The organism is Emticicia agri (assembly GCF_004168285.1).
Classification (GTDB): domain Bacteria; phylum Bacteroidota; class Bacteroidia; order Cytophagales; family Spirosomataceae; genus Emticicia; species Emticicia agri.
On the sequence record NZ_SEWF01000044.1, the window covers coordinates 1 to 26696 of the forward strand.

22 protein-coding genes are annotated in these 26696 nt (G+C 39.5%); 11 read left to right on the forward strand and 11 right to left on the reverse strand.

Features of this window, described 5'->3' with window-relative positions; all coding sequences use genetic code 11:
* From EWM59_RS21780 to EWM59_RS21790, 3 genes are all read right to left on the reverse strand, one after another.
* Positions 1–919: IS256 family transposase (locus EWM59_RS21780; RefSeq protein ID WP_130020228.1), on the reverse strand; the 919-nt coding region annotated here is incomplete at its 3' end.
* Between the two features lie 175 nt (positions 920–1094).
* Complete coding sequence (locus tag EWM59_RS21785) at positions 1095–1679, reverse strand: REP-associated tyrosine transposase (RefSeq protein ID WP_130023369.1); 585 nt, start codon at positions 1677–1679, stop codon at positions 1095–1097.
* A gap of 318 nt (positions 1680–1997) precedes the next feature.
* Positions 1998–2561, reverse strand: coding sequence for a carboxylesterase family protein (locus EWM59_RS21790; protein ID WP_229239410.1), 564 nt, complete (start codon positions 2559–2561; stop codon positions 1998–2000).
* Positions 2562–3029: 468 nt separating this feature from the next.
* On the opposite strand from EWM59_RS21790, the gene EWM59_RS21795 reads away from it, so the two are divergent.
* A complete protein-coding gene (locus EWM59_RS21795) occupies positions 3030–5873 on the forward strand; it encodes an outer membrane beta-barrel protein (protein WP_130023371.1) in 2844 nt (947 codons plus the stop codon).
* A gap of 285 nt (positions 5874–6158) precedes the next feature.
* Here the strand turns inward: EWM59_RS21795 and EWM59_RS21800 are convergent, their stop codons facing one another.
* Positions 6159–7139, reverse strand: coding sequence for a glycosyltransferase (locus tag EWM59_RS21800; protein ID WP_130023372.1), 981 nt, complete (start codon positions 7137–7139; stop codon positions 6159–6161).
* Between the two features lie 272 nt (positions 7140–7411).
* On the opposite strand from EWM59_RS21800, the gene EWM59_RS21805 reads away from it, so the two are divergent.
* Genes EWM59_RS21805 through EWM59_RS21815 form a run of 3 tightly spaced genes read left to right on the forward strand, consistent with a single transcriptional unit; the run spans position 7412 to position 10023 of the window.
* Positions 7412–8581, forward strand: coding sequence for an SGNH/GDSL hydrolase family protein (locus tag EWM59_RS21805; RefSeq protein ID WP_165372262.1), 1170 nt, complete (start codon positions 7412–7414; stop codon positions 8579–8581).
* Between the two features lie 15 nt (positions 8582–8596).
* Positions 8597–9460, forward strand: a complete 864-nt coding sequence (locus tag EWM59_RS21810; protein WP_130023374.1) for a chromate resistance protein ChrB domain-containing protein — start codon at positions 8597–8599, stop codon at positions 9458–9460.
* Positions 9461–9516: 56 nt separating this feature from the next.
* Positions 9517–10023, forward strand: coding sequence for a hypothetical protein (locus tag EWM59_RS21815; protein WP_130023375.1), 507 nt, complete (start codon positions 9517–9519; stop codon positions 10021–10023).
* 85 nt (positions 10024–10108) lie between these two features.
* Here EWM59_RS21815 and EWM59_RS21820 read toward each other — a convergent pair whose 3' ends face one another.
* Positions 10109–10474, reverse strand: coding sequence for a hypothetical protein (locus EWM59_RS21820; RefSeq protein WP_130023376.1), 366 nt, complete (start codon positions 10472–10474; stop codon positions 10109–10111).
* Between the two features lie 705 nt (positions 10475–11179).
* On the opposite strand from EWM59_RS21820, the gene EWM59_RS21825 reads away from it, so the two are divergent.
* The 3 genes from EWM59_RS21825 (at position 11180) to EWM59_RS21835 (ending at position 14866) form a co-directional block, all read left to right on the forward strand.
* Complete coding sequence (locus EWM59_RS21825; protein WP_130023377.1) at positions 11180–12547, forward strand: FGGY-family carbohydrate kinase; 1368 nt, start codon at positions 11180–11182, stop codon at positions 12545–12547.
* A gap of 79 nt (positions 12548–12626) precedes the next feature.
* Entirely contained in the window at positions 12627–13643 is a 1017-nt protein-coding gene (locus EWM59_RS21830) for a zinc-binding alcohol dehydrogenase family protein (RefSeq protein ID WP_130023378.1), read from the forward strand.
* A gap of 257 nt (positions 13644–13900) precedes the next feature.
* On the forward strand, positions 13901–14866 hold the full coding sequence (locus EWM59_RS21835) for a fatty acid desaturase family protein (RefSeq protein WP_229239411.1): 966 nt from the start codon (positions 13901–13903) through the stop codon (positions 14864–14866).
* 202 nt (positions 14867–15068) lie between these two features.
* On the opposite strand, the gene EWM59_RS21840 is transcribed toward EWM59_RS21835, so the two are convergent.
* From EWM59_RS21840 to EWM59_RS21865, 6 genes are all read right to left on the reverse strand, one after another.
* A complete protein-coding gene (locus EWM59_RS21840; protein WP_130023380.1) occupies positions 15069–15743 on the reverse strand; it encodes a response regulator transcription factor in 675 nt (224 codons plus the stop codon).
* A gap of 180 nt (positions 15744–15923) precedes the next feature.
* Positions 15924–16727, reverse strand: a complete 804-nt coding sequence (locus tag EWM59_RS21845) for a sensor histidine kinase (RefSeq protein WP_130023381.1) — start codon at positions 16725–16727, stop codon at positions 15924–15926.
* Positions 16706–17353 (reverse strand): hypothetical protein, encoded by a 648-nt coding sequence (locus EWM59_RS21850; RefSeq protein ID WP_130023382.1) that lies wholly within the window; start codon positions 17351–17353, stop codon positions 16706–16708. Before EWM59_RS21850 ends, EWM59_RS21845 begins: the two co-directional genes overlap by 22 nt.
* Positions 17354–17711: 358 nt before the next feature.
* Positions 17712–18152, reverse strand: a complete 441-nt coding sequence (locus EWM59_RS21855) for a hypothetical protein (protein ID WP_130023383.1) — start codon at positions 18150–18152, stop codon at positions 17712–17714.
* A gap of 676 nt (positions 18153–18828) precedes the next feature.
* Positions 18829–19458 (reverse strand): orotate phosphoribosyltransferase, encoded by a 630-nt coding sequence (gene pyrE, locus EWM59_RS21860; RefSeq protein WP_130023384.1) that lies wholly within the window; start codon positions 19456–19458, stop codon positions 18829–18831.
* 316 nt (positions 19459–19774) lie between these two features.
* A complete protein-coding gene (locus tag EWM59_RS21865) occupies positions 19775–21061 on the reverse strand; it encodes a hemolysin family protein (protein WP_130023385.1) in 1287 nt (428 codons plus the stop codon).
* Positions 21062–21233: 172 nt separating this feature from the next.
* Between EWM59_RS21865 and EWM59_RS21870 the strand changes: the two genes are divergently transcribed.
* The 4 genes from EWM59_RS21870 to pxpB all read left to right on the forward strand — a co-directional run bounded on the left by EWM59_RS21870 (position 21234) and on the right by pxpB (position 26669).
* Positions 21234–21920: an NUDIX hydrolase gene (locus tag EWM59_RS21870; RefSeq protein ID WP_130023386.1), complete on the forward strand. Its 687-nt coding sequence runs from the start codon at positions 21234–21236 to the stop codon at positions 21918–21920.
* 29 nt (positions 21921–21949) lie between these two features.
* Positions 21950–23650: a T9SS type A sorting domain-containing protein gene (locus tag EWM59_RS21875; RefSeq protein ID WP_130023387.1), complete on the forward strand. Its 1701-nt coding sequence runs from the start codon at positions 21950–21952 to the stop codon at positions 23648–23650.
* A gap of 222 nt (positions 23651–23872) precedes the next feature.
* Positions 23873–25885: a thioredoxin domain-containing protein gene (locus EWM59_RS21880; protein WP_130023388.1), complete on the forward strand. Its 2013-nt coding sequence runs from the start codon at positions 23873–23875 to the stop codon at positions 25883–25885.
* Positions 25886–25994: 109 nt separating this feature from the next.
* Positions 25995–26669, forward strand: a complete 675-nt coding sequence (gene pxpB / locus EWM59_RS21885; RefSeq protein WP_207220046.1) for a 5-oxoprolinase subunit PxpB — start codon at positions 25995–25997, stop codon at positions 26667–26669.
* The last annotated feature ends 27 nt before the right edge of the window (positions 26670–26696 follow it).

Below are 26696 nucleotides of genomic sequence, written 5' to 3' on the forward strand. Positions count from 1 at the left end.
TACGCCATTTCTCTTCAAGAACAAGCAAGTTCTCTTCACCAATAATACTATTGGGAGCTTGATAGACTGACTTTAAATCAACAATAAATTCTTTAATGTATTTTTCTGGAATAAAGCGTAAAGAACCTCTAATTTGGTGAACAACACACAATTGTATTTGGGTCTTAGGAAACACATTTTCAATAGCTTCCGGAAAACCTTTTAGACCATCCACACAGGAAATAAAAATATCCTCTACACCTCTATTTTTGAAATCCTGAAGTACGCTTAACCAGAATTTTGCCCCTTCACTTTCTGTCAGATAAATACCTAATACTTCTTTCTGACCTCTTAAATTCAATCCAATAACGCTATAAAGCACACGAGTATTAACCTTACCATCGGTTCTTACTTTATAGTACATCGCATCCAACCAGGCAACTACATAGATGCGTGATAATGGACGTACCTGCCATTCTCTTAACATGGGTAATACCTTGTCAGTAATACTGGTAAGTTCACTGGCAGACAAGGAATAGCCATATATTTCCTGAAGATGTTTGCCTATTTCTGAATAACTCATACCACGGCTATACATCGAAATAATTTGACCCTCTAATTGCTCTGTTAAAACAACTTGCCGCTTGGATACTATACTTGGTTCAAAACTTACAGAACGGTCTCTTGGGGTTTGCAGTTCAAATTCCCCAACATTACTTTTTACCCTTTTACTTGAAGTACCGTTTCGCCTGTTTGACTTGCCTAATGATCGCTCTTCTAATAAATGAGCTTCCATCTCACCCTGTAAGGATTGCTCTAAAAAATGCTTGAGCATGGGAGCAAAAATGCTATTCTCACCTGTTAAGGGCTTGCCTGAATATAAACCCTTGATGGCTTCTTCTTGAAAAGCCTTAAAATCGAAGTCTTGATTGGTTGCCATAAAAAAACTTTGTCTATTGTAAAATTAGAAAAATTCTAAGTTTAGTTTTGACACAGTTTAAAAAATAGTCTCCTGACTGAATGTACATTCAGCCAAACCATTACTGTCTTTTTATAGAAAATGTTCACCTAAATCAGTATTTCACCTGTTGTAAAATTAGCATTTCAGAAAATAACTACCAATAAGTAGTTTTCCGACTACCATCTATAAACCTGGCATCAAAATATTCAATACCAATCAATCCACCTTTATCAACAAAATTACTGGCTGAAGAGTAAAGATAATCTTCCGGCTTTGCTACAATACCTGCTCTAACAGGATTTAAGTGAATATAATCTGCTTTCTGAAAGAAAAATTTATCGCTAAAAATTTCTATTGCATGATTTTCATGAGTCCAGAATTGTAAAGTTTTCATGTTAGACTTGCTACGTGCGGCAAACTCAAAGCGCTTTAATAGCCAGTCCCTTCGGCTCTCTGGCTCTGTTTCAATTGCTTTTAAGATTTTGGCTGCCGTAAACTTCTTAATGTCCCTCACTAAATCTGATAGTTTACCCTCTTTTGATGCAGCTATCAAATGAATATGATTCGACATAATCACATACGCATACAGCCATAAACCTTTCTCTTTCTGCGAATACCTGAAGCTATCTAAAACAATATCTCTATACACCTGTCTTGTAAATATATCCACCCAGTCAACTACCTGAAATGTCATGTAGTGTATAGCTGATTGATTAATAATTTGGTAGCCTTGACTCATATTTGTATCATGTTACTGTTTGAAAAAAAATGTTTGGCTGAGTGTATATTCAGCCAAGCTATTAATGCTTTTTTATTTAGAAAAAATTGTAGTGTTTGGCTAAATTTTAATCCGTAACGGAGTTATTAGTCAGTGTGGCAGCCGGGGGCGCCCAGCCGTTCTTAGAACGGCGTTTATGAAATATTGTATTCAGATAAAAGCATTTGGTTTTTGTTAAATATAATCATTTGTTTGATGAAATGTCGTTCTAAGAACGACTGACACACTGACTGAATATACATTCAGCCAAACTTAGGAATTTTTGCTTTAATAATAAATCTACTTCCGCTTCCACAACATCATCCACTCATAAATCTCATCTTTTTCATACAAATACTGTATGCCATGCCCTTCGTTTTCGAGGCGTGTAAATTTGATATTGCCCTCGCATGCGTCTAAAGCTTTTACAACCCTTTCTGTTTCGCTGATAGGAATAATGTTATCTGCCGTACCGTGGAAAGTCCAGATTGGTAGTTTTTTTAGGGTAGGGCATAAACGGTTCATATCATCGTCGTTGACACCTCCGCAAAGCGGAACGATAGCTGCTAATTTATCGGCATGTTCTATTCCTGCAATAAAAGTACCATAGCCGCCCAAGCTGATGCCTGTCAGGTACACACGGTCGGCATCTATTCTGTACTTAGTCGTAAGTTCGGCATAAAGCGAATCAAACCAGTTTTCGGTACTCCAGTATTTGCCACCAGGGCATTGTGGCGAAGCCACAATAAAATTAAACTCTTTGCCTTTATCAATCACATAAGGCAAGCCATATCCCTTTAGCTTGTTCAGGTCGTTGCCCCGGTGTGAACTTCCATGTAAGTATATAACCAGCGGGTATGGCATAGTTTTTTTGTCATAGTCCTTAGGTAAGGACAGCAAATAATTATATCGGGCCTTAGGTTTATCAGTAGTTTGTGCATAAGTACAGCTTAAGCAAAACAATGAAAAAAGCAGACAAACAGGCGTGTGTGGGTTGAAATACCGATTCAGAAAGTACATCCAGGTTTTTGATTTAAGTAGTTGATCATAAGTTGATTGCTATTTGAGTGTTGGGTTAAGTCAGCTATAACTTTTGTTTGAATAATTCAGAGGCAATTTAAGGCATATTCCCCTTGAGTTTTATCGGTAAGCAAAATATAATTTCAGGCTGTTAAAAAAATAATAGCCAACGAATGCAATAAAAATGTGTAGATAAACAACCAGTTTGATGTGTTTTATCTACACAACACGTATATTGGTCGTCTGATATTGAGGTATGGCTAAACTTTAATCCACTTTTATGTTCTAATAGATGTCAACTATTTACTAACAATGAAGAAGTATCTATTCAGCGTATCACTCACACTTTTAGTTTCTGCTAAAATTTTTGCTCAAGGAGTAGAAGTAACAGGAACGGTACAAGAGGCAAAAACCAAAATAGCAGTGGTTGGTGCCAGCGTATTACTCATTAATCAGCAAGACAGCACGCAACGTAAAGGTGTACAGGCCGATACCGTAGGGTTCTTTAAATTTGCGGCTGTACAACCCGGCAATTATCTCCTGCGTGTTACTTCTATTGGCTACGACGACCACGAAACTAAAGTAACCATTGGCACTACTGCCAAAAACCTCGGTACCATTATTATGGGCGAAAATGCCCGTCAACTCAGTGAGGTAGTAGTACGTGAAAAACAGATACGTGTAGAGCAAAAAGGCGACACGGTTCAGTACAATGCCAGTGCCTATAAAACAAACCCTGATGCTTCTGCCGAAGACCTTGTAAAGAAAATGCCCGGTGTAACCATTGAAAACGGTGTTGTGAAAGCACAGGGAGAAGATGTAAAAAAAGTAACTGTTGACGGCCAGGAGTTTTTTGGCGATGATGCCACATTAGCACTAAAAAACCTGCCTGCCGAAATTATAGACAAAGTACAGGTTTTTGACCGATTGAGCGAACAAGCCCAGTTTACAGGATTTGACGACGGCAACTCGGTCAAAACTATCAACATTACCACTGTGCAGGGTAAAAACAACGGACAGTTTGGGAAAGTATATGCAGGCTATGGCGAAAACGACCGCTATCAGTCGGGTGTAAGCATGAACTTCTTTAAAAAAGACCAACGCCTCACTGTAATTGGACTATCGAACAATATCAATCAGCAAAACTTCTCTAATCAGGATATTCTCGGGGTATTAGGGTCATCAGGTGGTGGTGGTGGATTTGGTGGTCCTGGCGGCGGCGGAGGTGGAGGTCGTCCCGGTGGTGGCGGTGGTAACTTTGGTGGCGGCGGTGGCCGTCCGGGTGGTGGCGGAGGTGGTAGCAGTGCCGGAGATTTTCTGGTAGGTCAGCAACCGGGTATCGCACATACCACCTCAATCGGTTTAAATTATAGCGATAACCTGGGCAAAAAAGTAAAATTGAATACCAGCTATTTTTTCAATTCGGCTAACAATGGAAATGTCAGTACATCGCATCGTGAGTATTTAGGAACTGTGCCACAGACGTATGATGCCGTAAGTACATCAGACAACGATAACATGAACCATCGGGTAAATATGCGTCTCGAATACAATATCAACAAAGATAACTCTATCATATTTACCCCTCGTATCAGCTGGCAGGACAACAATGCACTTTCAACCTTAGATGCTAAAACTATTCTGAATGGTGCTTTACAGAATACTACACAAACCTCTCGCAATTCAAATAATAAAGGATTCAATTTATCAGGCGAATTGCTTTACAGACATCGTTTTGCCAAAGAGGGTCGTACGTTCTCTATTAGTTTACAAGACAATCTGAGCGACCGTACTGGCTTAATCAATCAGTATTCAACTAACCGTTATTTTTCACCGAACGATACCACTCAGATTATCAATCAGCAGACCAGATCGCTGACAAATAGCAACAGAATGTCGGCCAATGTAACTTATACAGAGCCTCTAAGCAAAACATCACAGTTGCAGTTCGACCATAATATCTCTTATACTTTAAGTTCGTCTGATAGAAGAGTGAATGATTTTGACGAAAAAACAGATAGCTATTCATTGCTGAACCAGTCACTGAGCAGCGTGTTTGATAACGATTACCTGACTAACCGTACAGGTGTCAGCTATCGTCTTCGTAACCAACAATCATTCTTTACGGTTGGGGCTTCTTATCAGAATGCGCAATTAGCAAGCGCACAAACCTACCCGTTGGCTCAGGATGTAAAGTACTCGTTCAATAGTATTTTGCCAAATGCTATGTTCAATTATCGTTTCGAAAACAAAGCTAATTTACGGGTATTCTATCGTACCAATACCAATGCTCCCTCGGTTAATCAATTACAGGACGTAATTGACAACAGCAACCCTACACAACTTTCGACAGGTAATCCTGATTTGAAACAGGATTATACCCACAACGTCTCTATACGTTTCGGTTCAACCCAGTCTAAAACAGCGCAGAGCATCAATGTATTTGGTAATTTCAGTTATTCAAACAATGCCATTGTACAATCGACTTTCATAGCCGACCAGGATTATGAATTAGCTAATGGCATTATCTTGTTCAAAGGTTCACAATTGAACAAACCTGTGAATATGGATGGTATGCTGAGTCTGCGGTCTTTTGTAAGCTACGGTTTACCCGTAACAAAAATCAAATCAAATGTGAACTTTAATGCAGGGTTCTCTTATGCCAAAAACCCTAACCTTATTAATAATGCCAGAAGTTTTACCAATAATTATGGAATTAATGGTGGGGTAGTGGTGAGTAGCAGTGCCAGCGAGAAACTCGATTTTACACTTTCGTTTTCGCCAAGCTACAATATTGTACGTAATAGCTTACAAACCAATCTGAACAGCAATTTCTTCTCTCAGAACAGTAATTTTAAACTGAACTGGTTATTTGGTAAAGGTTTCGTGTTTCAGACAGAAGTGGTTAACCAGTCATACTCAGGTCTGGGAGCAGGTTATAACAGAAGCTTTACCCTTTGGAATGCAGGTTTAGGCTACAAATTCCTGAAAAAACAAGCGGGTGAATTACGTTTCAATGTATTTGATATCCTGAAACAAAACAACAGCATCAGTCGTAATGTGTCAACAGCCTACGTAGAAGACGTGAGAAACATGGTATTAGGCCGTTATTATATGCTGACCTTTACCTACAACCTGCGTAATTTCAGATTATAAGATTATTAAGATTGAGGATATATGGCAACGAGGTTGTCTCAAAAGTCTTTTGTGCCAAATATTATTTGGAAAAATCCTCACCCCAACCCCTTCGCGCGGCGTCCGCTCCTGGAAAAGGAGAGGGGCTTAAAGTCTCCCTCTCCTGCTGGAGAGGGAGATTTAGAGCGGACGTCGCACGGGGTGAGGAGAAAATTCCACCAAATAATATTTCGTACGATTTTCTTTTGAGACGTCCTCGTTTTTGTTGTCTATTATATCGGAATTAGCTCATCCCTATCTACTCCATTACTCATAAAGCGGCAAAAACTTGGGAGGTATTTCTTTTAGTGTAGGAGGATTTGCATTGATATTCTGCTTGTTGAGTATCATTTCATAGTATTTCAGATAGTCTCTGGTGGTTTGCTGAATCGTAAAATTATCCGCCACATATTCAGAACATTTCTTGTTGCTGAACTGCTCAATATCCTTTATCTGGGCTACCAGTTCAGACTTTCTGTCTGACAGGAAACCTACTTCTTTGGTAACCAGTTCGGGCAACGAACCATAGGGCGTACCAAAAACCGGACAGCCCATATACAGGCTTTCAATAATAGCAATACCAAAAGGCTCATGCCATAATACCGGAAATAACAGCCCTTTAGAAGCATTCAACAATTGATTTTTTTCTTCTCCTCCTGTCATTCCATAGAAACTGATACTCGGATAAAGGGTAAACCGGAATCCCATTTTAATATTAAGCCTGTTTCCACCCAATACAGCTAATTTATTATGGCTTCTTCTCGCTATTTCAATAGCTCCTTTTACATTCTTTACACGCCAGGCGGCTTTTGCCAGAAAATGCAGATGCGTTCGCTTCTGCGTAAAAGAGGGCTTGCCGTAGTCTTCTAACTTTAAACCATTATAGACATACGCCTCTGACTGATACCTTGCCGCATGGTCTTTTGAAACAAATACGGTATTTATATCAAAGGGTTCAAAATCGTTTCTGTTCCCCTGATTCATTACCAGATAAGGCTTTGATAAAGGCTCTTTGGGTTTCTCGTTCAGATGCAGAATGTCAATGTCTTCAGGAATCTGTTTTTCAATCGGAATATTGGGGTCGTAAGTAATTACCCGGGCAAAATCGCTTTTAGTGCCTTCAGGCGTAAGAAAAGTGATTTTATGACCCATTTTGGTCAGTTCCTCACCCAACCACCATAAAATACGTTCAATACCACCATATTTAGTCACAGGCAATGCAGTGTTACTCGAAATAAGAATGTTCATTCAATCAAAGTTTTGGATTTTCTGCAAAGGTAAGGTTTCTGTAACTAAGTATGCAAAAAAACAAATCAACTATGTGTGAATAATTGAAAAAGAGGTTCATATGTTTTTACCTTACAATAAAAAGTTTATTGAGATTGTGATACTTCATTTTCACAATTTGTTTTTTTTTGAGCATATTGCACTTTATTTTGACGGGCATATTTTTGTCCTTGTCTGACAAACAAATCATTTCCGGCAATTGCTGATTGAATCGTACAACGAAACTCATGTCTATGGCTTCACATTTCCTTAAAAAATTAAAGTTTGTTTTCATTCAGGTAATAGTATTGGTTATCATTCTGGAATTGTTCTCGTTTGTTGCTATCCGATGGTTTCATTTCGGATTACCGCCGAAGGTGTATTCTACGCAGTTTCTGCCTTTTTTTGTCGATAACGATAAAACATTCGGGGTTTGGCATTATGCCGATACCACTACCCGCCATATTGGTCCTTGCTGGAATGTGGAATACCAGTTTAATAGCTATGGCGCACGGGACGATGAGCGCCAAAAGGTTTCTGACAAAAAACGGATTGTGTTTTTAGGCGATTCATTTATTGAAGGCTATGGCATTGATAAAGAAAAAAGGGTATCTGACCTGATGGAGAAAAATATGAATATGGAGTGTCTGAACTTTGGAGTTTCGGGGTCATTTGGTACTACACAGATGCGCCTGTTGTATGAGTCAAAAGCCAAAGAGTTCTCGCACAATGCCGTGGTGCTTTCATTTTTCCCGTTCAACGATTTCCTTGATGATAATTATGAATTTGGTAAGTCTTTTTTTTATACGCAACGGCGTTACCGACCTTATTTAGTTAAAGACTCTACCAAAGACTACCAACTGGTTTATCATGTAGATGCGTTAGAAAAATCGCAGGCATATCCTGATAGTATTCCTAAACGAACAGCCAAAGATTTATTGAATGATATTTATTACAGCAATAGGGGGATAGTAGGTAAAACAGGTGCGTTAATCAATAATTTTACTTACACAGGGGCTATGGCTGAATTTATCGTTAATCGTATGAAATTCACGCAGTCAGGTACTGAGCAGACCTACAAAAGCGATGTGTTCAGCCAGAAAAATACCGATGCTATGGATTTGTTCTGTCATAATGTGAATAAAATTAAAGAGATGGCCGGAAATAAACCTGTCATTGTGCTGCTGATTCCGCATCCGCTTGATTTGATGGAATACAAGAAAACCGGAAAAAGTTTACTGCGTGATGATTTGAACAAATTTGGTAAGTCGGCCAATATTCATGTAGTTGATTTATTAGACGCCTTTGCCAAATTAGAAAATCCGGGCGAATATTTTCTGCCCTGCGACGGGCATTGGTCAGAGAAAGGCAACGAATTTGTAGCAGAGGTATTGCAAAAGAAAATACAGGAGCTAAATTTGTAGGAAAAAACTTGCTCCATGAAATGGATAACCCGGGAAAAACCTAAAATAGACCGATTGGCTTGCCCCTGGCTTATCCGCAAATTTGTTGATGCAAACGCAGAATTTATTTATGCACCCGCAAGTGAGGTTTTACAAAAAGCCATTGAACTGAACGCTACGCCGTTCGATATTCCGGGTGTAGAGTTTACGCACTACAACGACCAATGTACTTTTGATTATATCATAAAAAAATATCAGATTAAAGATGCTGCTGTGGCTATTATGGCAGATATTGTGAGAGGAGCAGATACCGACCGATATGATATGGCAGGCGAATCGGCAGGATTAATGGCTATTTCTGCCGGGTTATCTTACAATATACCCAACGACTATCAGCTATTAGCACAAGGCTTTATTATTTATGATGCCCTCTATAGCTGGGCCACTCACCTCTACAAGCAAAAGCATTTGCAGAACAGCCCGTTTGAACACCTGCTGCATGAGGTGTATCAGAAGTTTCTGAAAGAAGCCGGGAAGAAAAAAATACCAGTCTGGGTAAAAGAACTTAAGCATATGATTCAGGACCAGATTGATATGCAGTTTACGTTTGATTTAAAGAAAATCTCTGACGAACTGGCACTCAATCCTTCCTATTTATCAAGAGAGTTTCCTAAGTATTTTGATGATTTGAATTTTGGCGAATACATCAGGAAAAAACGCATTGAAAAAGCAATTAACCTGATGCAGGAGTCAGACTATTCGCTTACGGAAATAGCTTACCTCACCGGATTCTCTGACCAGAGCCATTTTACACGCACGTTTAAACTTATAACGGGCAAAAATCCACTCTCTTTCAAAAATTCTTTCCAAAAAAGTAAAGCAGATACAAAAAGTAAATAGTATCCTATTTAAACTCTTACTCCGACCGTAGTTTTGCGCCTCACAAAATCAAAACTATGTCATTGAGAAATTATTTATTGGCAGCTTTTATTTGCTTAAACACACTTGCCCATGCCCAGACTCCAGCCCCTGTAACTTATCCAAGAGTAACGGGCTATGTAGGTTTATTGCACCCAATCATCACATTCAGTAAGCAAAATACCGTCAATTTTAAAGATAGCTACGTGGTAGGCTTCCCGTTAGGAATTAACCTATGGAAAACCCCTAAAGTTGGTTTTTCTTTAGAAATAGTACCGCAGATACTTGCTGAAAAAGGCACAAGCCGCATGAGTAACCTTTTGATTCATCCGGGAGTAGTAGTGGCATTAGGCAAAGGTTACACGTTTGCAGGCAGAGCAGCCTTTGAAACCTCCGGTCGGTATGGTGTTACGCCTGTACTCAACAAAGTTGTAAAGAAAAACAAGCATAGCAATTATTACATAGCTGTTCCACTACCGCTTAGAGTAGGCAATAGCCGTCCTTTATCATTTACCATAGGTTTTCAGTTTGGATTAAGTTTTTAAATATATTAGCATAGGCCTTAACATAAATAAGAAAAGGTAGCCCGAGTGGACTACCTTTTTTATATTGAACTCAATCATTTCACTATTATTTCAAAACCAACTCCTCTTGTTCAATATCCTGTGCTCGCTTGGTGGCCTCTCTGTGACCGTTTGAAGTAAGCAGATTTTTTTGTTTATAATTTCTATGCCTGTTACCTAAAGCCACATCAAAAACGGTTGTGGTAGGCTGTGGGGCATTGACATGCGCCTTGTAATTGCGGTGATTCTCCAACGGATTGGTTGAGTAATCGTTTGAAATCGCAATCTGAGCTTGTTGCGTCGGCTGACTTTTTTTAGCTAAAAGTAAATTCTGCTGTTTGTAGTTAGCCGGAGGCGATTTTTTGCTTTGCGCAAATGAAGTGGTAGCTATCGCAAAAGCAGATAACGCCACTACTGTGGTTATAAGTTTCATTGTTTTTTCGAATAATTGTTGTTGTACTACCTATAAAACGCCTTTGTAAAGCGAAAAGTTTTATGGATTATAAATATTAATTTTTTTTTAAGGTTGTACTGCCAAATGCAGGGTTATAAGATATTATGCTCCCATTGTTAGGGAAACTAATACTGCCCTTGCACAAAATATACTTATAAACCTAAAAGTATATTTTGAGTACTTATAACTATGATTTATGAGATAAAATTAGGGCAAAAAAGAATATGAGTCAATAGTAATTGAGAATTTTTTAAAATCTACCAATAGCTACGGCGAGGCATTGGCACATATAGGTAAAAAGCAAGAAGCTATTGATATATACTGGAAATCAGTTGAATTGAATCCTGAAAATAAAGGCGGTAAACAGGCTTTGAAAGAGTTGTTGAAATAGAATTTGTTTAGCATTATGATAGGAACCTAATCTAAGAAAGGCGGATGCAAAGTCGAATCATTTTAGTGTTAAAGCGGACTTAAGTCCGCACATGCAAGCAAAAAACCTTTGTTAAATTAGACGGCGAATGTAATTCGCCGTCATTAGCAGCCGCCAAGTCAGAAACTTTAGGCACATTCATAGACAAAAAACAATATTTGTAAGCCCATAATTTCAGAAAAGAATTATGCTAACAGAAATACCATTAATTAAAACTGTTTACTAATTTTGAGCCGAAAACACAAGAACACTCAATGACTCAAAAGAAAACTTCTACGCCTGTTTGTGCAGTTTTTGATATTGGTAAAACAAATAAAAAATTATTGGTTTTTGACCAGAATTATCAGGTTTTAAAAGAGATACAAGAACAATTAGAAGAAAGATTAGACGATGACGGCTATCCTTCTGACGACCTGCTTCAACTCACAAACTGGATTAAGAATAGTTTTCAGACCCTTGCTGAGGAAACAGATTTTGAAATCAAAGGACTGAATTTTTCGGCCTATGGTGCAAGTCTGGTGCATTTGGGTGCTAATGGTAAACCTGTTGCAGCTTTGTATAATTACCTGAAAAATTTCCCTAAGCCACTTTACAAAGAATTTATTGAAAAATACGGCAAGGATATTTTCAGAGAAACTGCTTCGCCCGATTTAGGCATGCTCAATTCCGGTTTACAGTTGTATTGGCTCAAAAAAGAAAAGCCTGCTGTTTTTCATCAGATACGCCACTCCTTACATTTGCCCCAATACTGTAGTTTTCTGTTCAGCAATCAGCCCGTATCTGAAATCACAAGTGTCGGTTGTCATACTCTACTCTGGGATTTTGATAAAAACGATTACCACCATTGGGTAGAAGCAGAGCATCTGCATGCTATTCAGCAGAAACCTATGTTCAGCAACAGTGTGTTTACCGATACTGCCACAGCACGAGCCATAGGCATAGGTATACATGATAGTTCTTCGGCTTTGGTGCCTTATCTGAAATCGTTCGACGAAAAATTCATTCTGCTTTCAACCGGTACCTGGGCTATCAGCCTGAACCCATTCAGCGATGAGCCGCTTACCGCCAGCCAGTTGGCCAAAGATTGTTTGTGTTTTCTTAACTTTGAGGGAAAACCTGTAAAAGCCTCAAGAATATTTGCCGGAAATGAACATGAGCGACAAACCAAACACCTGGCCGATTATTTTAATGTAAAAGTAGATTACTTCAAGCAGGTAAAATTCGACCGTGACCTGATTATGTTTCTGCGCAACAAATACAAACAGGCAACCCCCGATACGGCAGATGTACTCTTAGACTGTCCGTTTGTAGAGCGCAATATTAACCTGTTTAAATCTTACGAAGAAGCCTATCACCAGTTTATGCTCGATTTGGTAGCACAACAGATTGCCTCACTGAAACTGGCTATCGGGCGTACGAATGTGAAGAAGATTTTTGTAGATGGCGGATTCTCAAAGAATGAAATTTTTATGCACCTGATGGCCGACGCCTTTTTTAACAAACAGGTTTTTGCTTCCGAAATCGCCCAGGCATCTGCTTTGGGTGCCGCATTAGTCATTCACGAGCACTGGAATAGCGAGCCAATTCCTGAGCAGATTATTAGCTTGAAAAGGTATTATTGATATAATTTTATTGAGTACCGCAGAGGTATGCTTTTATAATATACCCATACCCAACTCAAAAATAACTTTAGCCATTACAATGAAAGCACTTTCTCTACAGGAAACCGGAAAATTTGCCTATCACACTATTGCAGAACCAACCCCATTAGCAGCCGATGAAGCATTGGTAAAAATCCATCGGATTGGTATATGTGGTACTGATTACCATGCCTATCGGGGTCGTCAGCCGTTTTTTACTTATCCTCGTATTCTGGGGCATGAATTAGGTGTTGAGGTAGTAGCAATCGGAAATGAGGTAAACCACCTGAAAACAGGCGACAGATGCTCGGTAGAACCTTACCTGAATTGTGGAAAATGCCAACCCTGCCGCAATGGCAAAACCAATTGTTGCGAAACTTTGCAGGTTTTAGGCGTGCATACCGATGGCGGCATGACCGAATACATGAAATTACCCGCTGATAAACTATATCCTTCTGCGCTGCTAAACTATGAACAACTGGCTCTGGTAGAAACCCTGGGCATTGGTTGCCATGCGGTAAACAGGGCAGGCATTACGGCCGCCGATAAAGTGTTAGTAGTGGGGGCAGGACCAATTGGACTGGCGTGTTTGCAGTTTGCCAAAATAAAAGGCGCAAAGGTAGTGATGCTTGATATGAATGAGGCCCGTTTATCATTTGCGAAAAATACCATGCAAGCCGATGCCACCGTAACAGTCGGATTGAATAATGCTGAGGAAATCAGAGCGCATTTTGATGGCGATTTACCTACGGCTATCTTTGATGCCACGGGGAATCCGGGTTCGATGATGGCTACTTTTGAACTGGCAGCTTTTGGCGGAAAGATTATTTTTGTGGGCTTATTTCAGGGGGAAGTTACATTCTTCGACCCACTTTTTCATCGTCGGGAACTGACTATCCTTGCCAGCCGTAATGCCTTGCCTGAAGATTTCCGTGCCATCATAGCCTTGATGGAGGCAGGTAAAATAGATACCAATGCCTGGATAACCCACCGCATTGCTTTTGAAGAGGTGGCCGATAGTTTTGGAAGACTGCTTCAGTCAGGCAATCAATTATTGAAGGCTATAATCACGGTTTGAAACAATTTTTCGGAATAAAAAGTGCTGCTTTGATAATAAATTTTAAAGGTTATCGTATTAAAATTATATTTCTACAAGAAAAAATTGTAGATTGTAAAAAAATTAAGCCCTTTACCTATCGATACCCTTTAATGAAACCTTCAAAATATGCAAGAGTGAAATTCCTTAATAAGGACAAATCTCTCTTTTTTTCTGTCCTGCGCGATAATGTCGATTCTTATTTTCATGAGAATCAGATATCCAAAACCGGCGGTCGGATGATATTGGTCAAAGCACTTGCCTTACTCACCTTATATATCGGCTCTTATGTGCTGATTTTATCAGGACAGTTTTCGCAATGGCAGATGTTAGCCTTAACCGCTGTTATGGGAATAGGTGTGGCAGGCGTGGGTATGTCTGTGATGCACGACGCCATTCATGGCTCATTTTCTGAACATGGCTGGGTAAACAAACTGTTCGGAGCGTCGCTTTATTTATTAGGTGGCAACGTCTATAACTGGGAAATTCAGCATAACCGTTTGCACCATACCTATACCAATATACACGATGTTGATGAGGATATTACGGGTAAATTTCTGCTAAGACTCTCTTGCGGCGACAAGCGCAAGGCTTACCATCGTTTTCAGCATATATATGCCTTCTTTCTATACAGCCTCATGACTATCTCGTTTTTGTGGAAAGATTTCAAAGAAATTTCGCTCTATAACCAGATGTCAAAAACCGGATTGGTCAAATCATTCCCACGAAAAGAGATTATATGGCTCATTGTCGGAAAGATAGGTTATATACTGATTGCCATTGTTTTGCCCGTTTATATGCTTAATCTTAGTTTCGGGCAGTGGCTGATTGGTTTTCTGACCATGCACTGTGTGGCAGGTATTATTTTAAGTACTATATTTCAGTTGGCGCACATAGTAGAAGGTGCCTGCCAACCCTCGCCCGACGAAAAAGGCAATATAGAAAACGCCTGGGCTATACATCAGTTACATACTACGGCAAACTTTTCGAGCAGAAACTATGCCCTTTCGTGGTATATAGGCGGGCTTGACTACCAGATTGAACATCATCTTTTTCCGCATATTTCTCATATTCATTACAGGGCAATTTCTTCTATTGTCCGTAACACTGCGCAAGAATTCAATATTCCGTATAACGACAAAGCTTCTTTTACCAGAGGGCTTGATTCACATATCAGAATGTTGAAGCATCTGGGGACGAATTGAGAGAATTGTCGAGTTTCGAACGGGTCGCCGTTGCGATGCAGATTGTCGAATGAGGTGCGAGATGCCTTGTCGATGTTGAATATAGAGGAGAATTGTCGATTTTCGGATGGGTCGCTGTTGCGATGCAAATTGTCGAATTGAATCTCATTTTTTCAATTCGACAATCTGAAATTGAAAATCGACAATAAAATAATATTCGCCATTACAACAAAGCCGAAGGGTCAAGCAGGTTGTTTTTGATGGCAAATACGACCAGCCCTGCTGTATTTCTTACGCCTGTTTTTTCTAACAGGTTGTTGCGGTGGCCGTCAACAGTGCGTGTACTGATGAATAATTTCTCTGCAATTTCCTGTGCTGTGTATTGTCTGCAAATCAGGTCTAATACCTCTAACTCACGTTGGGTGAGGGTAGAAGGAATATTATCCTGAATCAATAACCGGGGTTTCTTGCCAAGCATTCGGTTTTTCATGGCTTTGAGAAATACTTCGTTAAAATAAAATCCTTTTTCAATCACGGCTAAAATAGCTTTTTCAACCTCAGAGGGTTCAACGTTTTTAAAGAGGTAGGCATTGATGCCCAGCTCCATCAGATGCGCCACAAAGCGCTCATCGCTGTGCACCGACAAAATAATAATCTTGATGTCGGGATAATCTGCATGCAGTATTTTAGTGGTTTCAACGCCGTTCAGTTCCGGCATTGACAGGTCTAACAACACAATGTCAGGTTTTGTCTCACTGGTTGCTATTGCTTCAAGGAGGGTTCTGCCGTTGTCAGCTTCAATGGTTATTTGTGTATCGGCAAGACCATTAATAATACCAATCATGCCTTTACGAAACAGAATCTGGTCGTCTGCAATAGCTACATTAATTTTTTTCATAACTAAGGTTAATCAACAGGGGTCATTGAAAATTTTAATGAGTATAATCAACAGCAGCGTCAGGTTAGTGTATGATGTTTGTGCAGATGTACGAAGACACGCCTCATCTACATTCAGGGTATAACAAAGAATAGACACTCATCTGATGAATGTTTATTATAAGTTTACAAGTGTTGGTAGTTAATGATTGAGCGGGATTTCAATCCTCACTTTTAATCCAGCATTAGGTTGCGTTTCAAATTGCGCCGAGCCATTCAGCACTTGCGTACGTATTTCGATATTTTTCAGTCCCAGGCTTTTCTTCTTGTATGCCTGTACTAAATCAAAACCCTTTCCATTGTCGGCATAATTAATTTTCAGTACCGACAGTTCTTTTCTGACTTCAATTTCAATAAGTGTCGCTTCTGAATGTTTCACGGCATTATTAAGTAATTCCTGTAACAACCGATAAACCGCTAAATTGATAATATTGCCAAAACTTGGCAGATTTCTATCAATTTTCAAGTCAATATTTATGTCTGATACACTTAAAACTTTCTCACATAATCCTTCCAAGGCAAAAGCCAGTCCTACTTCATCTAAACCCTGGGGCAGTAAATCGTTAGAAATGCGCCTTACGTTATCAATGGTACTATCAATCAGTTGTTTATATTGTGTACTGGCTGCTTCAATTTCTGGTACCTTGGTTGGCGGTATTTTCCCGGCCAGTAATCGCATCAATCCCAGCGATGCCCCCACTTCATCGTGCAAATCACGGGCAACCCTTATTCTTTCATCTTCAATGGCCTCTAAAGTACTGTAGAATAAATCCTGCTGATGCTTGGTTTCAGCGGCCTGTACAGTAATTCTATGCTCAAGCATGCGTCGCTGATACATGACCATAAAGATAATAATACCACTGGCCAATAAAAAAAGCATAATAGTGCCACCGATAATCATCATATACATATCAACAGAAGCACCTACTGACGAGGACTGTGCCATAAACCAATTCCGATAAAAATATACATTAAGCCTAAGATACAGGCATGAATTGCCCATGAAAGCATGCTTAATTGTATATCCTGAGTTAAGATTAAATTGCCGAGAACAAACAAAAAGAGACTGCCTGCAAAGTAAAACAGAAATCCGGCATTAATCCAAAACAAAGGTGATTTTTCTATCGAAATGATGTCCAGAGATTTAATGGTTTTGTAATACGCCACAATAGCATAAAATACGACAAATAAACATTCTAACCCACGGGGGTAAGCGTTTTGCTCATAAATAGATTGAATATAAAAGGCGTTGATGACAGCAAATACTGCAAACACACCAAAAAAAACGTAAATGATTATTTTATTGAAAAAATCGCCAAGGTATTCTTTATAAAACCATGATATCAGACCAAACTCAACCACCGTATAAATATGCAGAAAAGGCATATTGTTATTGGTAAAAAAGACGGAAAATGTAGCAACCAGTTGCGAAAAAAGAGCAAAGGCCAGGTAATAGCCGATAGGTTTCAGTTCTTTTTTCAGATACTTCCACCGATAAACAGCAATAGCCAGCGGAAAAAGTAAAACAAAAGATACATAGGTTACTAAAAAATTTCCAACCGTTTTAAGCATTTGGCATAGGGTATTAGGTATGGTATAGCTCCACAAATATAACAATTCGTAGAGCTAAATTAACAACATCCGCAGCAAAGGTCGTTTTGAGTTAACGGAGACAGCAGTAGGCATTCATCAGTACTGATAAAGTGTAATTACTATCAATGAAACCAAAAATGCGCTCACTACACATTTTGGGGCAATACCTCTTTTACCGGGGTTAAGATTAATTGAGGTATAGGCAATAAAAAAACTGTCCAAGTTAAATTTCATTAACTGAATGTGCAGCGTACCGAGTATCGCATACTGCCATTTTTAACGAAACAGAATTAACTTAAACAGTCTTAAATAGTAACACTTTATTGTTTAGCAATTGTCAACTGTTTAAATCACTATCAGGGTCACAGAACGGAGGGCAGACCTTAGAGAAATCATTTACATACTGGTCTTGTAAAGTATCAGGGTCATAGTTGATAAGGTCTTTGATTTTCAGACGCGTAATGGCGCTTACATTCTCAGGCCCTATGGCATTTACCATCAATAAATGCGGTTGGTAAACTCCCGTGTCCAATAATTCGAGTCCAATGTACATCCTTACCCAGTTTGCATCTTCAGAAAGACTCCAAAGGTCCTGTAAGTCTTGTCTTCTGATAGCAAAGGCTTTCATTTCGCTTGGTTGAATTTTTGCCTTTTGCAGGTCAAAATCAAGCCAGTTGTTTATCCACTCTTTAGCGGTCGATAATGGAATTTTGTAAGGATCTGGAGTAGGAGCCGGGCCACTTACGGGTGCATTTGAATTTTTTACATCTAAGTTCATTTTGTTTGATGGTTAAGCAAAATTAGGTGCTTTTATAACCGCCTATATGCGTAAAAATACCTGTTTTTGCGAAGGTGAAAAATTACTTAATTAACCATTCAAAAAGCAAGCCAAACAGAAATCCGGGTTATAGGTAAAAGTAAGTGTTGTAAAAAACAGGTATTTTTACGCATTTGCAGTTTTATTTTTATTCTCAACTTTGAGCATTGATTTTTAGCACGAAAAAGAGCTATAATTTTTATAAAGTTGATACACCTAACCACTTATCAATGTTATAAAAACGAATGTAGTGAAGCTATACTATTTATTATTATAATAACGTTTGCTTGACTATCAGATAAGAAAATTCACCCGACAAAAGATTTTAGTAAGAATAAAATAGGGTTTGGCCTAAACAACACCAGCAAATGCTTACTTATTTTAGTAACACATTTCTCTCTCTTTTTTCTTATTTACCTTAGTATTGATTCCCTTCATTCCATTTATAAAAATTCTCATCATCGGTTAGCCCGATTACCAATCTGAATACGTTTAACTGCCTGTTATCTAATGCTATCTCTTTTCCCGACAAAATAATAGCTGGTTACTTTTCTGAAACAGATGTTTACTACCACATAAAAGCAAAAGGTGGAGCCTGAGACAGATTCCACCTTTTACTTTTATAAATTATCCTGTATCAGACACCCCAGGTTTCTGGTTTTCTACGCCATTTTTTGAGCGATTCCAATGATTCGGCAGAGATATAATTCTGTTTGATGGCCTCATCAATCAAAGCATTATAATTACTGAGGGTTACTAAGGGTACATTTTTGTCAGCAAAGTTTTTATCGGCTATTTTAAAACCATAAGTAAAAATAGCAACCATTCCTACTACCTCTATACCCGCCTCTCTCAGCGCATCAACCGCTTTCAACGAACTGCCCCCTGTTGAAATCAAGTCTTCAATAACTACTACTTTCTGGCCTTTTTCTATACGTCCCTCAATCTGGTTGCCCATGCCATGCTCTTTTGGTTTCGGACGCACATAAGCAAAAGGCAAACCTAAGGCTTCGGCCACTAATGTACCTTGCGGAATACCCGCCGTAGCTACTCCGGCAATCAGTTCGGCATCAGGAAAATGTTTTTTGATAGCCTTTGCCAGCGATTTCTTGATAAATGTTCTTGCTTCAGGATATGACAGCGTTACCCGATTATCGCAGTAAATAGGGGAGTTCCAACCTGAGCTCCATTTAAAAGGTTGTTCAGGGCTCAGTTTTACAGCTTTCGTCGATAACAGATAAGAAGCAATTTTGTGGGAAGTATTCATTGAAAATAAAATATGTTACAAAGCAGAGGTTTTTTTTTGTCTGAACTGTGATTATTGTCTGAACTGTGATTTAATTAGTGATTTTGTCTGAACTTTGATTTAACTGATTTGAGTGATTTTGATGTTTTTGTCTGAACTGTGATTATTGTTTAAACTTTGATTTAACTGATTGCACTGATGTAATTCTCTGAATCCTTAATTAATCAAAGACGATTTAAGGATAGGTTTATTAAGTAATCATTTTAATCATTAAATCAGTTAAATCACAGTTCAGACAAAGTCACTAAATCACAGTTCAGACAAAGCCGCTAAACTATCATTCTTCCTTCGGGATTTTCATGACTAAAATCTTATCAATACGGTTTTTGTCCATATCCATAATCTCAAATTCATAATCTTCCCATTCGAATTTATCACCTGTATCAGGTATTTCTTTCAGAATATTCAGGGCAAAACCGCCAAGGGTATCAAAACCCGTGTATTCTTTCCGGTTATTGATGCTTATTTCAAAATGATTCAGGAAATCATCAAAAGGCAACGAGGCATCTACTAAAAAACTTCCGTCTTCGCGCTCATGAATATCATATTCAAATTCATCATCTACCGAAATATCACCTACCAGCGCATCAAGAATATCATTAAGGGTAATGATACCTAAAACACTACCGTATTCATCAACAATGATGCCCATGTGGATACGCTCCTCACGGAATTTCTCCAATGCCTGATAGGCATGGTTATTTTCAGGAATAAACAAGGGTTCTTTGAGCTTTGATTCCAGATGCTTGAATTCGGTATCTAAATCTTTTCCTAACAGGTCTTTGATATAGAGCAAACCTATGATATTGTCGATACCGTCTTTACAGACCGGATAAACCGAATGTTTGTATTCAATGACTTTCGTTCTGTTTTCTTCCGGCGAATCATCAATGTCAAGAATCGTGATTTCGTTGCGGCTGGTCATCAGGGTAGTTATTTTTCTATCTCCGAGATGAAAAACGTTCTGTACAATTTCCTGTTCAATTTCGTCAATAGCTCCGCCTGTGGCACCTTCCTGAATAATCGACTTGATTTCTTCTTCCGTTACAGAGTTTTCAGATTGCTGAATGCCTAAAATCTTGAAAATCAAATCGCTGCAAATCGTAAGAAGCCAGATAAACGGAGAGGTGATTTTTGAAAGGATATTCATCGGAGCGGCCATTACTTTGGCAATCGCTTCCGGGTTTGCCATTCCTATGCGTTTCGGCACGAGTTCGCCTAAGACTAATTGCACAAAACCAATGATTAACACCACAAGACCTACCGCTATTTCGTCGGCATATTTATCAGACAGACCCCATCCCATCAAGATACTTTTCAGGTTCTCGGTCAGGGTGTCGCCTGAAAAAATACCCGTTAAGATACTGATGAGTGTAATACCAATTTGAACAGTAGATAAGAAACGGTTGGGTGAATTTGCAAGGTCGAGCGCAGACTGCGCTCTTTTATCGCCATTTTTACTGAGTATTTCGAGTTTTGTTTTGCGGGAGGATACCAGGGCAATCTCCGACATGGAGAAGATACCGTTAAGTATCACTAAAAAAAGGATAATTAAAATTTCCATTTAAATGGTTTCGGCTTTACAGTTTGCAAGCCAGATGGTGATTAAAGTGCAAAATAATAGGTTTTACAGATATTGTAAACGAAATGCGTATTATAATTTTTTTATGACTTCTTTTACTTCCAAAAAAATTACGAACTTTGTTGCCTGAATCAAATCTGCCAAAACAAAACAAATGGTTATCTTCATTGACGACAAACCTGTAAAAATTATTAGTAAAAAGAAGTTTCATCACCTGCACGGCAGTGATTTTGATACCATTTTAGATGCTCGTCTGGAGCAATTGAGTGAAAAAAAACTGAAAGGACACGTAATTGTTCTGAATACCTCTGCCGCTACCATCGAAAAGTTTTTCCGGCTTTTAACAACCGCTAAGGGTTTTGATTATCAGTCGGTAGTGTTTGTGGTTGACGACAAAGATGCCATAGAAGAACAGATAAAAGGCTATTACCGGGTAGTGAAGGCGGCTGGAGGGGTAGTGTTTAATCAGGAAAATAAAATATTGATGATGCACCGTCTGGGCAAATGGGATTTACCCAAAGGCAAACGTGACGACGACGAGAAGTCGAAAGAGACGGCTGTGAGAGAAGTAGCAGAAGAATGTAATATAACCGTGGTGTTAGGCGAAAAGGTTTGTACAACCTGGCATACCTATGCCATGGGAGGCAGTAAAATACTGAAACGCACCAAATGGTACAGAATGAACTGTATTGATGATTCGGAAATGCGACCGCAGTTGGAAGAAGATATTGAAGAACTACAATGGATGGACGAAAAACAAATTCAGCAGGCATTACTCAATTCATACAGTTCTATCCGTTATGTTTTTGAGGAGTTGAAGAGACAGGAGCAGGCGTTTTGATTGAAGCGATTATACTTATTTATTTTTTGATGATTTTTAAGAAGAATAGTGATACTAAAACCCCACCCAACCCTCCCCAACAGTGGGGAGGGCTAAAAGGTCTCTCACCTCATCGGTGGGAAGCAAATTCCAATACTGTAGGATTCAGTACATGGGGTATTCTCGCCCTTTTTTTATTCTTTTCTCCTTACTACATTAAAGCCCAATCCTGCAATTCATCTACTTTCCAGCTAAACCCAACTACTCAAAACAGGGCTATTGACTGGCAGAAGTTTCCTGAATTTAGTCTGCCGTTTTCGGTGGTGTATGGTGGTCCACGGTTTGGCGATACGCAAAGGCTTCCGTTGAAACATGGTTTTAGTCATTTGGCTACTTTTGAAGGGGCAGACGATAATCTGCCTAAAAACCAGCGGGCAATTGTGTGGTATGGCGTCGGTTATACAGGCACCAACCAGCCCTGGGAATCTATCAAAAGCCCCTGGAATAATAACTTAGATGGGTATAGAGCCAAATGGCAGCATGAACTTGCCACTATGCCCGAAGTAGATTTGCTGGTACCCGATATTGAGCGGCAAATCAAATCTAACGATTCTATTCTGATACTCAAAAATCATCCTACTACCCCGGTTGCTTACAGAAGTTTAGCTAATAATTCTTTTATCACCCAATACAAAAAAGACTTACAAAACCTCTATGCCGAGGCATTTGGTTTTACCAAAGGCAATAAATCGGCTCAGATAGGGGGGTATTCCGATGCACCGATCCTGAATACTTATATCAATATTCCGGGTAATTCATGGCAGAAATGGACAACTGATGCCAGTCTGCTCAACTTTCTGTTGTATGATTTTACAAGCAATAAAATTGGGGGTGAAGTTTATAGCCGACAGGATTTTTTTAGTCCGGCGGCCTATTATTACTACGATTATCCCAATCCCTTAGCGGCTGATTATTTAGCTTATTTGCTGTTTCAGATTGAGGTAAATAAGGCATGGGCACCTACTAAGCCTATTATTCCGTTTGTGTGGTTGCGCTATAGTTATGTAACCGATGCAGCCAGAAAATTTATCAAGCCCTTTATGGCTGAAGCTACGGCTATTTTTCCGTTTTTTTCAGGAGCCAATGGCTTATGGCTTTGGGATGACCCTACATTGTTTAACAACAACGAAAACTTTGCAGCCTACGAGCATTTTATTCATGGGCTATATCGGTTATCGAGATACAAAGATATGTTTACGGGAGTCTATCAACTCGTGATTCCGCAACCGGCACATAGTTACGTTGATAACCGCAAACCCATCTGGCGGGGTGTAGCCAAAGGAACCGATTTTCTGGTAGCTGCGCATAATCCTTATGCCAAAGACGAAAACGAGGTAGTGGTAGTAGAAGCTACCTATAACAACTGGAAAGTAAATGTATTACTGAAAGGATATGAGGTATTTCTCTGCAAGTTTGATATGACTTTGCTCGGCAATGAACCCTCGCAATCGCTTGTCTCATTTAAGATATATCCTAACCCATCTCAGCACGATCTAACCGTTGGCATAAACAGCCTCATTCAACAAAAAGCTAATATTGAGATTGTGGATATGACAGGTAAAATAGTATATCAGGAAGAAGCAAATCTGCAACAGGGAGAAAACACAAAATCCATAAAAATCAGCCAACTATCCGGCGGAACATATATCATCAAAACCTTAAATGCTTCTAAGAAATTTATAAAGGAGTGACTTCTGTATCACGATTTTTTAAATCGTTTTATGGCAAAATTTGCGGTAATTCAAATAATGCAAATACTATTTTAATTCTGCAAAAAACTAAAATTCTGCCGAATTTTGACGATTTGAAAAATCGTCATACATAAATCATAATCAGCCAAAAAATCTAATTCCAAAACCGAACAACTTCACTTATTCCGATGTTTCTAATAGCAAAACCATTCCTCTGAAAATATGCCCAATCAACTCATTCACGAAACAAGTCCTTATTTATTGCAACATGCACACAACCCGGTTGACTGGTATCCGTGGGGAGAAGCAGCATTGCAAAAAGCCAAAACCGAAAATAAACCTATACTGGTAAGTATCGGCTATTCGGCTTGCCATTGGTGCCATGTAATGGAGCGGGAATCGTTTGAGAATAAACAGATAGCCGGGTTGATGAATGAGCATCTGGTTTGTATTAAAGTGGACAGAGAAGAACGTCCCGACGTTGACGCCATTTATATGGAGTCGTTGCAGGCAATGGGGGTACGAGGCGGCTGGCCTCTGAATGTGTTTCTGATGCCCGATGCACAGCCTTTTTATGGCGGTACTTATTTTCCGCCACAAAACTGGGCAAACCTGGTAGTAAGTATCAAACGGGCTTTTGACGAAAATTACGGCAAATTACAAGAGTCGGCTCAGGGATTTACGCAGAATATGCTGTTCAAGGAGTCAGAGAAATATGGTTTGCAGGCAGAGGAAGAACTGACCTTTACAGAAGAAGAATTGGTAACCATTTTTAATCGAATCAGGGCAGACTTCGATTATGAAAAAGGCGGTATGAATCGTGCGCCAAAATTCCCGATGCCCAGTATCTGGAAATTTCTGCTTCGTTATTATGCCGTTACACAAGATGAACGTGCTTTACAGCACATCAGCCTGACACTTGACAGGCTCTGTTTAGGTGGTATTTACGATATATTAGGCGGAGGCTGGACTCGCTACTCAACCGATGAAGACTGGAAAGTGCCACATTTCGAAAAAATGCTGTACGACAACGGCCAACTGGTATCGCTTTATGCCGAGGCGTATGCCCTTACCAAAGACCATCTCTATAAAGAAAAAGTAACCCAGACCATCAAATGGCTCGCCAGAGAAATGACAAGCCCTGAAAACGGATTTTATTCTGCTTTAGATGCTGATAGTGAGGGAGAAGAAGGGAAGTTCTATATCTGGTCGAAAAAAGAAATAGATTATCTGTTAGCCGAAAAATCGAATGAGTTTTGTGAGGCCTTTGCTATAAGCGAAGCAGGCAACTGGGAGCATGGCAACAATATTCTGCACTTAGAAGAACGCCTGTGGGCCATAGACAATACGCAATGGAATAAGCTATTTGCCCAATTATTGGCACAAAGAGAAACACGCATCCGACCGGGACTTGATGATAAGATTTTGTGTTCGTGGAACGGTTTGATGCTCAAAGGACTAATAGATGCTTACAGATACATTAATGAACCTGAGTTTTTAAGACTGGCATTGGCAAATGCCCGTTTTCTGCAAGAAAAAATGACTTTAAAGGTATTGACAGAAGATGGTAAAGAGGCCAGAGGATTATGGCATAACTATAAAAACGGCAAGGCTACGCTCATTGCTTATCTCGAAGATTACGCCAGTGTAATAGATGCCTATACCGCATTGTATCAGGTTACTTTCGATGAACAATGGCTGAAAGAAGCCGAAATGCTGACCGACTATACCATCGCCAATTTTTATGATGCCGAAGACGAGTTTTTCTATTTTACCGATAGTGAGGGCGAGCAACTGATAGCCCGTAAAAAAGAAATATTCGACAACGTGATTCCGGCATCAAATTCCATCATGGCGGCTAATCTGTACCAGTTAGGACTGATACTCGACCGTCAGGATTTTGTAGCGATAAGCAAAAAGATGTTGGGTAAAATGAAAAAACTGGTCCTTACCGAAACCCAATGGCTCACCAACTGGGCTACTTTAGCTACCCAGATGGCAAAACCCATGGCTGAAGTAGCTATTGTAGGCAAGGATTTACAGCAGGTAAGAGCCATATTAGACGAAACCTATGCACCCAACAAAGTGTATATAGGCACACAGGAATCATCAGACCTGCCATTATTACAAAACCGGAACGCCAAAAGTACCGAAACCATGATTTATGTCTGCTTCGACAAAATCTGTCAGTTACCCACCGCAGACATCAGCAAAGCATTAGAATTGATGAAATAAACCTTATTTTAGCCCTTATATTGGCTTTAATTCCAACAAATGAGAAACGGATTTTACTCCCTTTCCCCACTGTTGGGGAAAGGGTCGGGGATAGGGGTTTTAACGTCTCTTGACACCATCTTATAAAATATTCTCTCTCAGTGATTCTTCAATTACCCTCGATTTCGGTGCGGTGATTGAAGTGGATATTAATTCGCTTGTGGCTCAACTCTTTGATTATTGTCAGACAAATCCCTTTACAGGCTACCAGGAGGCTGTTCCGGCTTATGCTTCTCTGACGGTTTTTTATGATGTGGTACAAGTAAGAAGCGCCTATCCTCATGCCGGAACGGCTTATAAACTGATAGAAAACTATCTGATAGATGCGCTGAAAAACTTGGCTTCAACAGAAGCAAAAGAATCCAATCTGATTGAGATTCCTGTGATATATGATGGCGAAGACCTGAGTTTTGTGGCAGAGTATAACCAGTTAAGCATAGACGAAGTGATACAGATACATACGCAGGCTACCTATCGGGTATATATGATGGGTTTTTTGCCCGGCTTTGCTTATTTAGGTGGCATGGACGAACGCATAGCCACTCCCCGAAAATCAACTCCACGCACCAGAGTACCCGCAGGCAGCGTAGGCATAGCAGGCAAACAGACAGGCATCTACCCCCTCGAAAGTCCAGGCGGCTGGCAACTCATCGGCAGAACTTCATTGCCTTTATTTAATATGGATTCCCCAAACTCTACGCTTTTAAAGGCAGGAGATTTGGTGAGGTTTGTGAGGGTGGGGTAAAAGCGTAAGTAATGACTTTTTGAGAGC

Excerpts from the sequence above, each read along its gene's own strand:
- EWM59_RS21820 (WP_130023376.1), bottom strand. The coding sequence starts at position 10,474 with ATGAAACTTATAACCACAGTAGTGGCGTTATCTGCTTTTGCGATAGCT.
- EWM59_RS21850 (WP_130023382.1), bottom strand. The coding sequence starts at position 17,353 with ATGCTTAAAACGGTTGGAAATTTTTTAGTAACCTATGTATCTTTTGTT.
- EWM59_RS21875 (WP_130023387.1), top strand. The coding sequence starts at position 21,950 with ATGATTTTTAAGAAGAATAGTGATACTAAAACCCCACCCAACCCTCCC.
- EWM59_RS21870 (WP_130023386.1), top strand. The coding sequence starts at position 21,234 with ATGGTTATCTTCATTGACGACAAACCTGTAAAAATTATTAGTAAAAAG.
- pyrE (WP_130023384.1), bottom strand. The coding sequence starts at position 19,458 with ATGAATACTTCCCACAAAATTGCTTCTTATCTGTTATCGACGAAAGCT.
- EWM59_RS21840 (WP_130023380.1), bottom strand. The coding sequence starts at position 15,743 with ATGAAAAAAATTAATGTAGCTATTGCAGACGACCAGATTCTGTTTCGT.
- EWM59_RS21815 (WP_130023375.1), top strand. The coding sequence starts at position 9,517 with ATGTCATTGAGAAATTATTTATTGGCAGCTTTTATTTGCTTAAACACA.
- EWM59_RS21810 (WP_130023374.1), top strand. The coding sequence starts at position 8,597 with ATGAAATGGATAACCCGGGAAAAACCTAAAATAGACCGATTGGCTTGC.
- EWM59_RS21785 (WP_130023369.1), bottom strand. The coding sequence starts at position 1,679 with ATGAGTCAAGGCTACCAAATTATTAATCAATCAGCTATACACTACATG.
- EWM59_RS21865 (WP_130023385.1), bottom strand. The coding sequence starts at position 21,061 with ATGGAAATTTTAATTATCCTTTTTTTAGTGATACTTAACGGTATCTTC.
- EWM59_RS21830 (WP_130023378.1), top strand. The coding sequence starts at position 12,627 with ATGAAAGCACTTTCTCTACAGGAAACCGGAAAATTTGCCTATCACACT.
- EWM59_RS21855 (WP_130023383.1), bottom strand. The coding sequence starts at position 18,152 with ATGAACTTAGATGTAAAAAATTCAAATGCACCCGTAAGTGGCCCGGCT.
- EWM59_RS21825 (WP_130023377.1), top strand. The coding sequence starts at position 11,180 with ATGACTCAAAAGAAAACTTCTACGCCTGTTTGTGCAGTTTTTGATATT.
- EWM59_RS21800 (WP_130023372.1), bottom strand. The coding sequence starts at position 7,139 with ATGAACATTCTTATTTCGAGTAACACTGCATTGCCTGTGACTAAATAT.
- EWM59_RS21805 (WP_165372262.1), top strand. The coding sequence starts at position 7,412 with ATGGCTTCACATTTCCTTAAAAAATTAAAGTTTGTTTTCATTCAGGTA.
- EWM59_RS21835 (WP_229239411.1), top strand. The coding sequence starts at position 13,901 with ATGATATTGGTCAAAGCACTTGCCTTACTCACCTTATATATCGGCTCT.
- EWM59_RS21880 (WP_130023388.1), top strand. The coding sequence starts at position 23,873 with ATGCCCAATCAACTCATTCACGAAACAAGTCCTTATTTATTGCAACAT.
- EWM59_RS21795 (WP_130023371.1), top strand. The coding sequence starts at position 3,030 with ATGAAGAAGTATCTATTCAGCGTATCACTCACACTTTTAGTTTCTGCT.
- EWM59_RS21790 (WP_229239410.1), bottom strand. The coding sequence starts at position 2,561 with ATGCCATACCCGCTGGTTATATACTTACATGGAAGTTCACACCGGGGC.
- EWM59_RS21845 (WP_130023381.1), bottom strand. The coding sequence starts at position 16,727 with ATGGCACAGTCCTCGTCAGTAGGTGCTTCTGTTGATATGTATATGATG.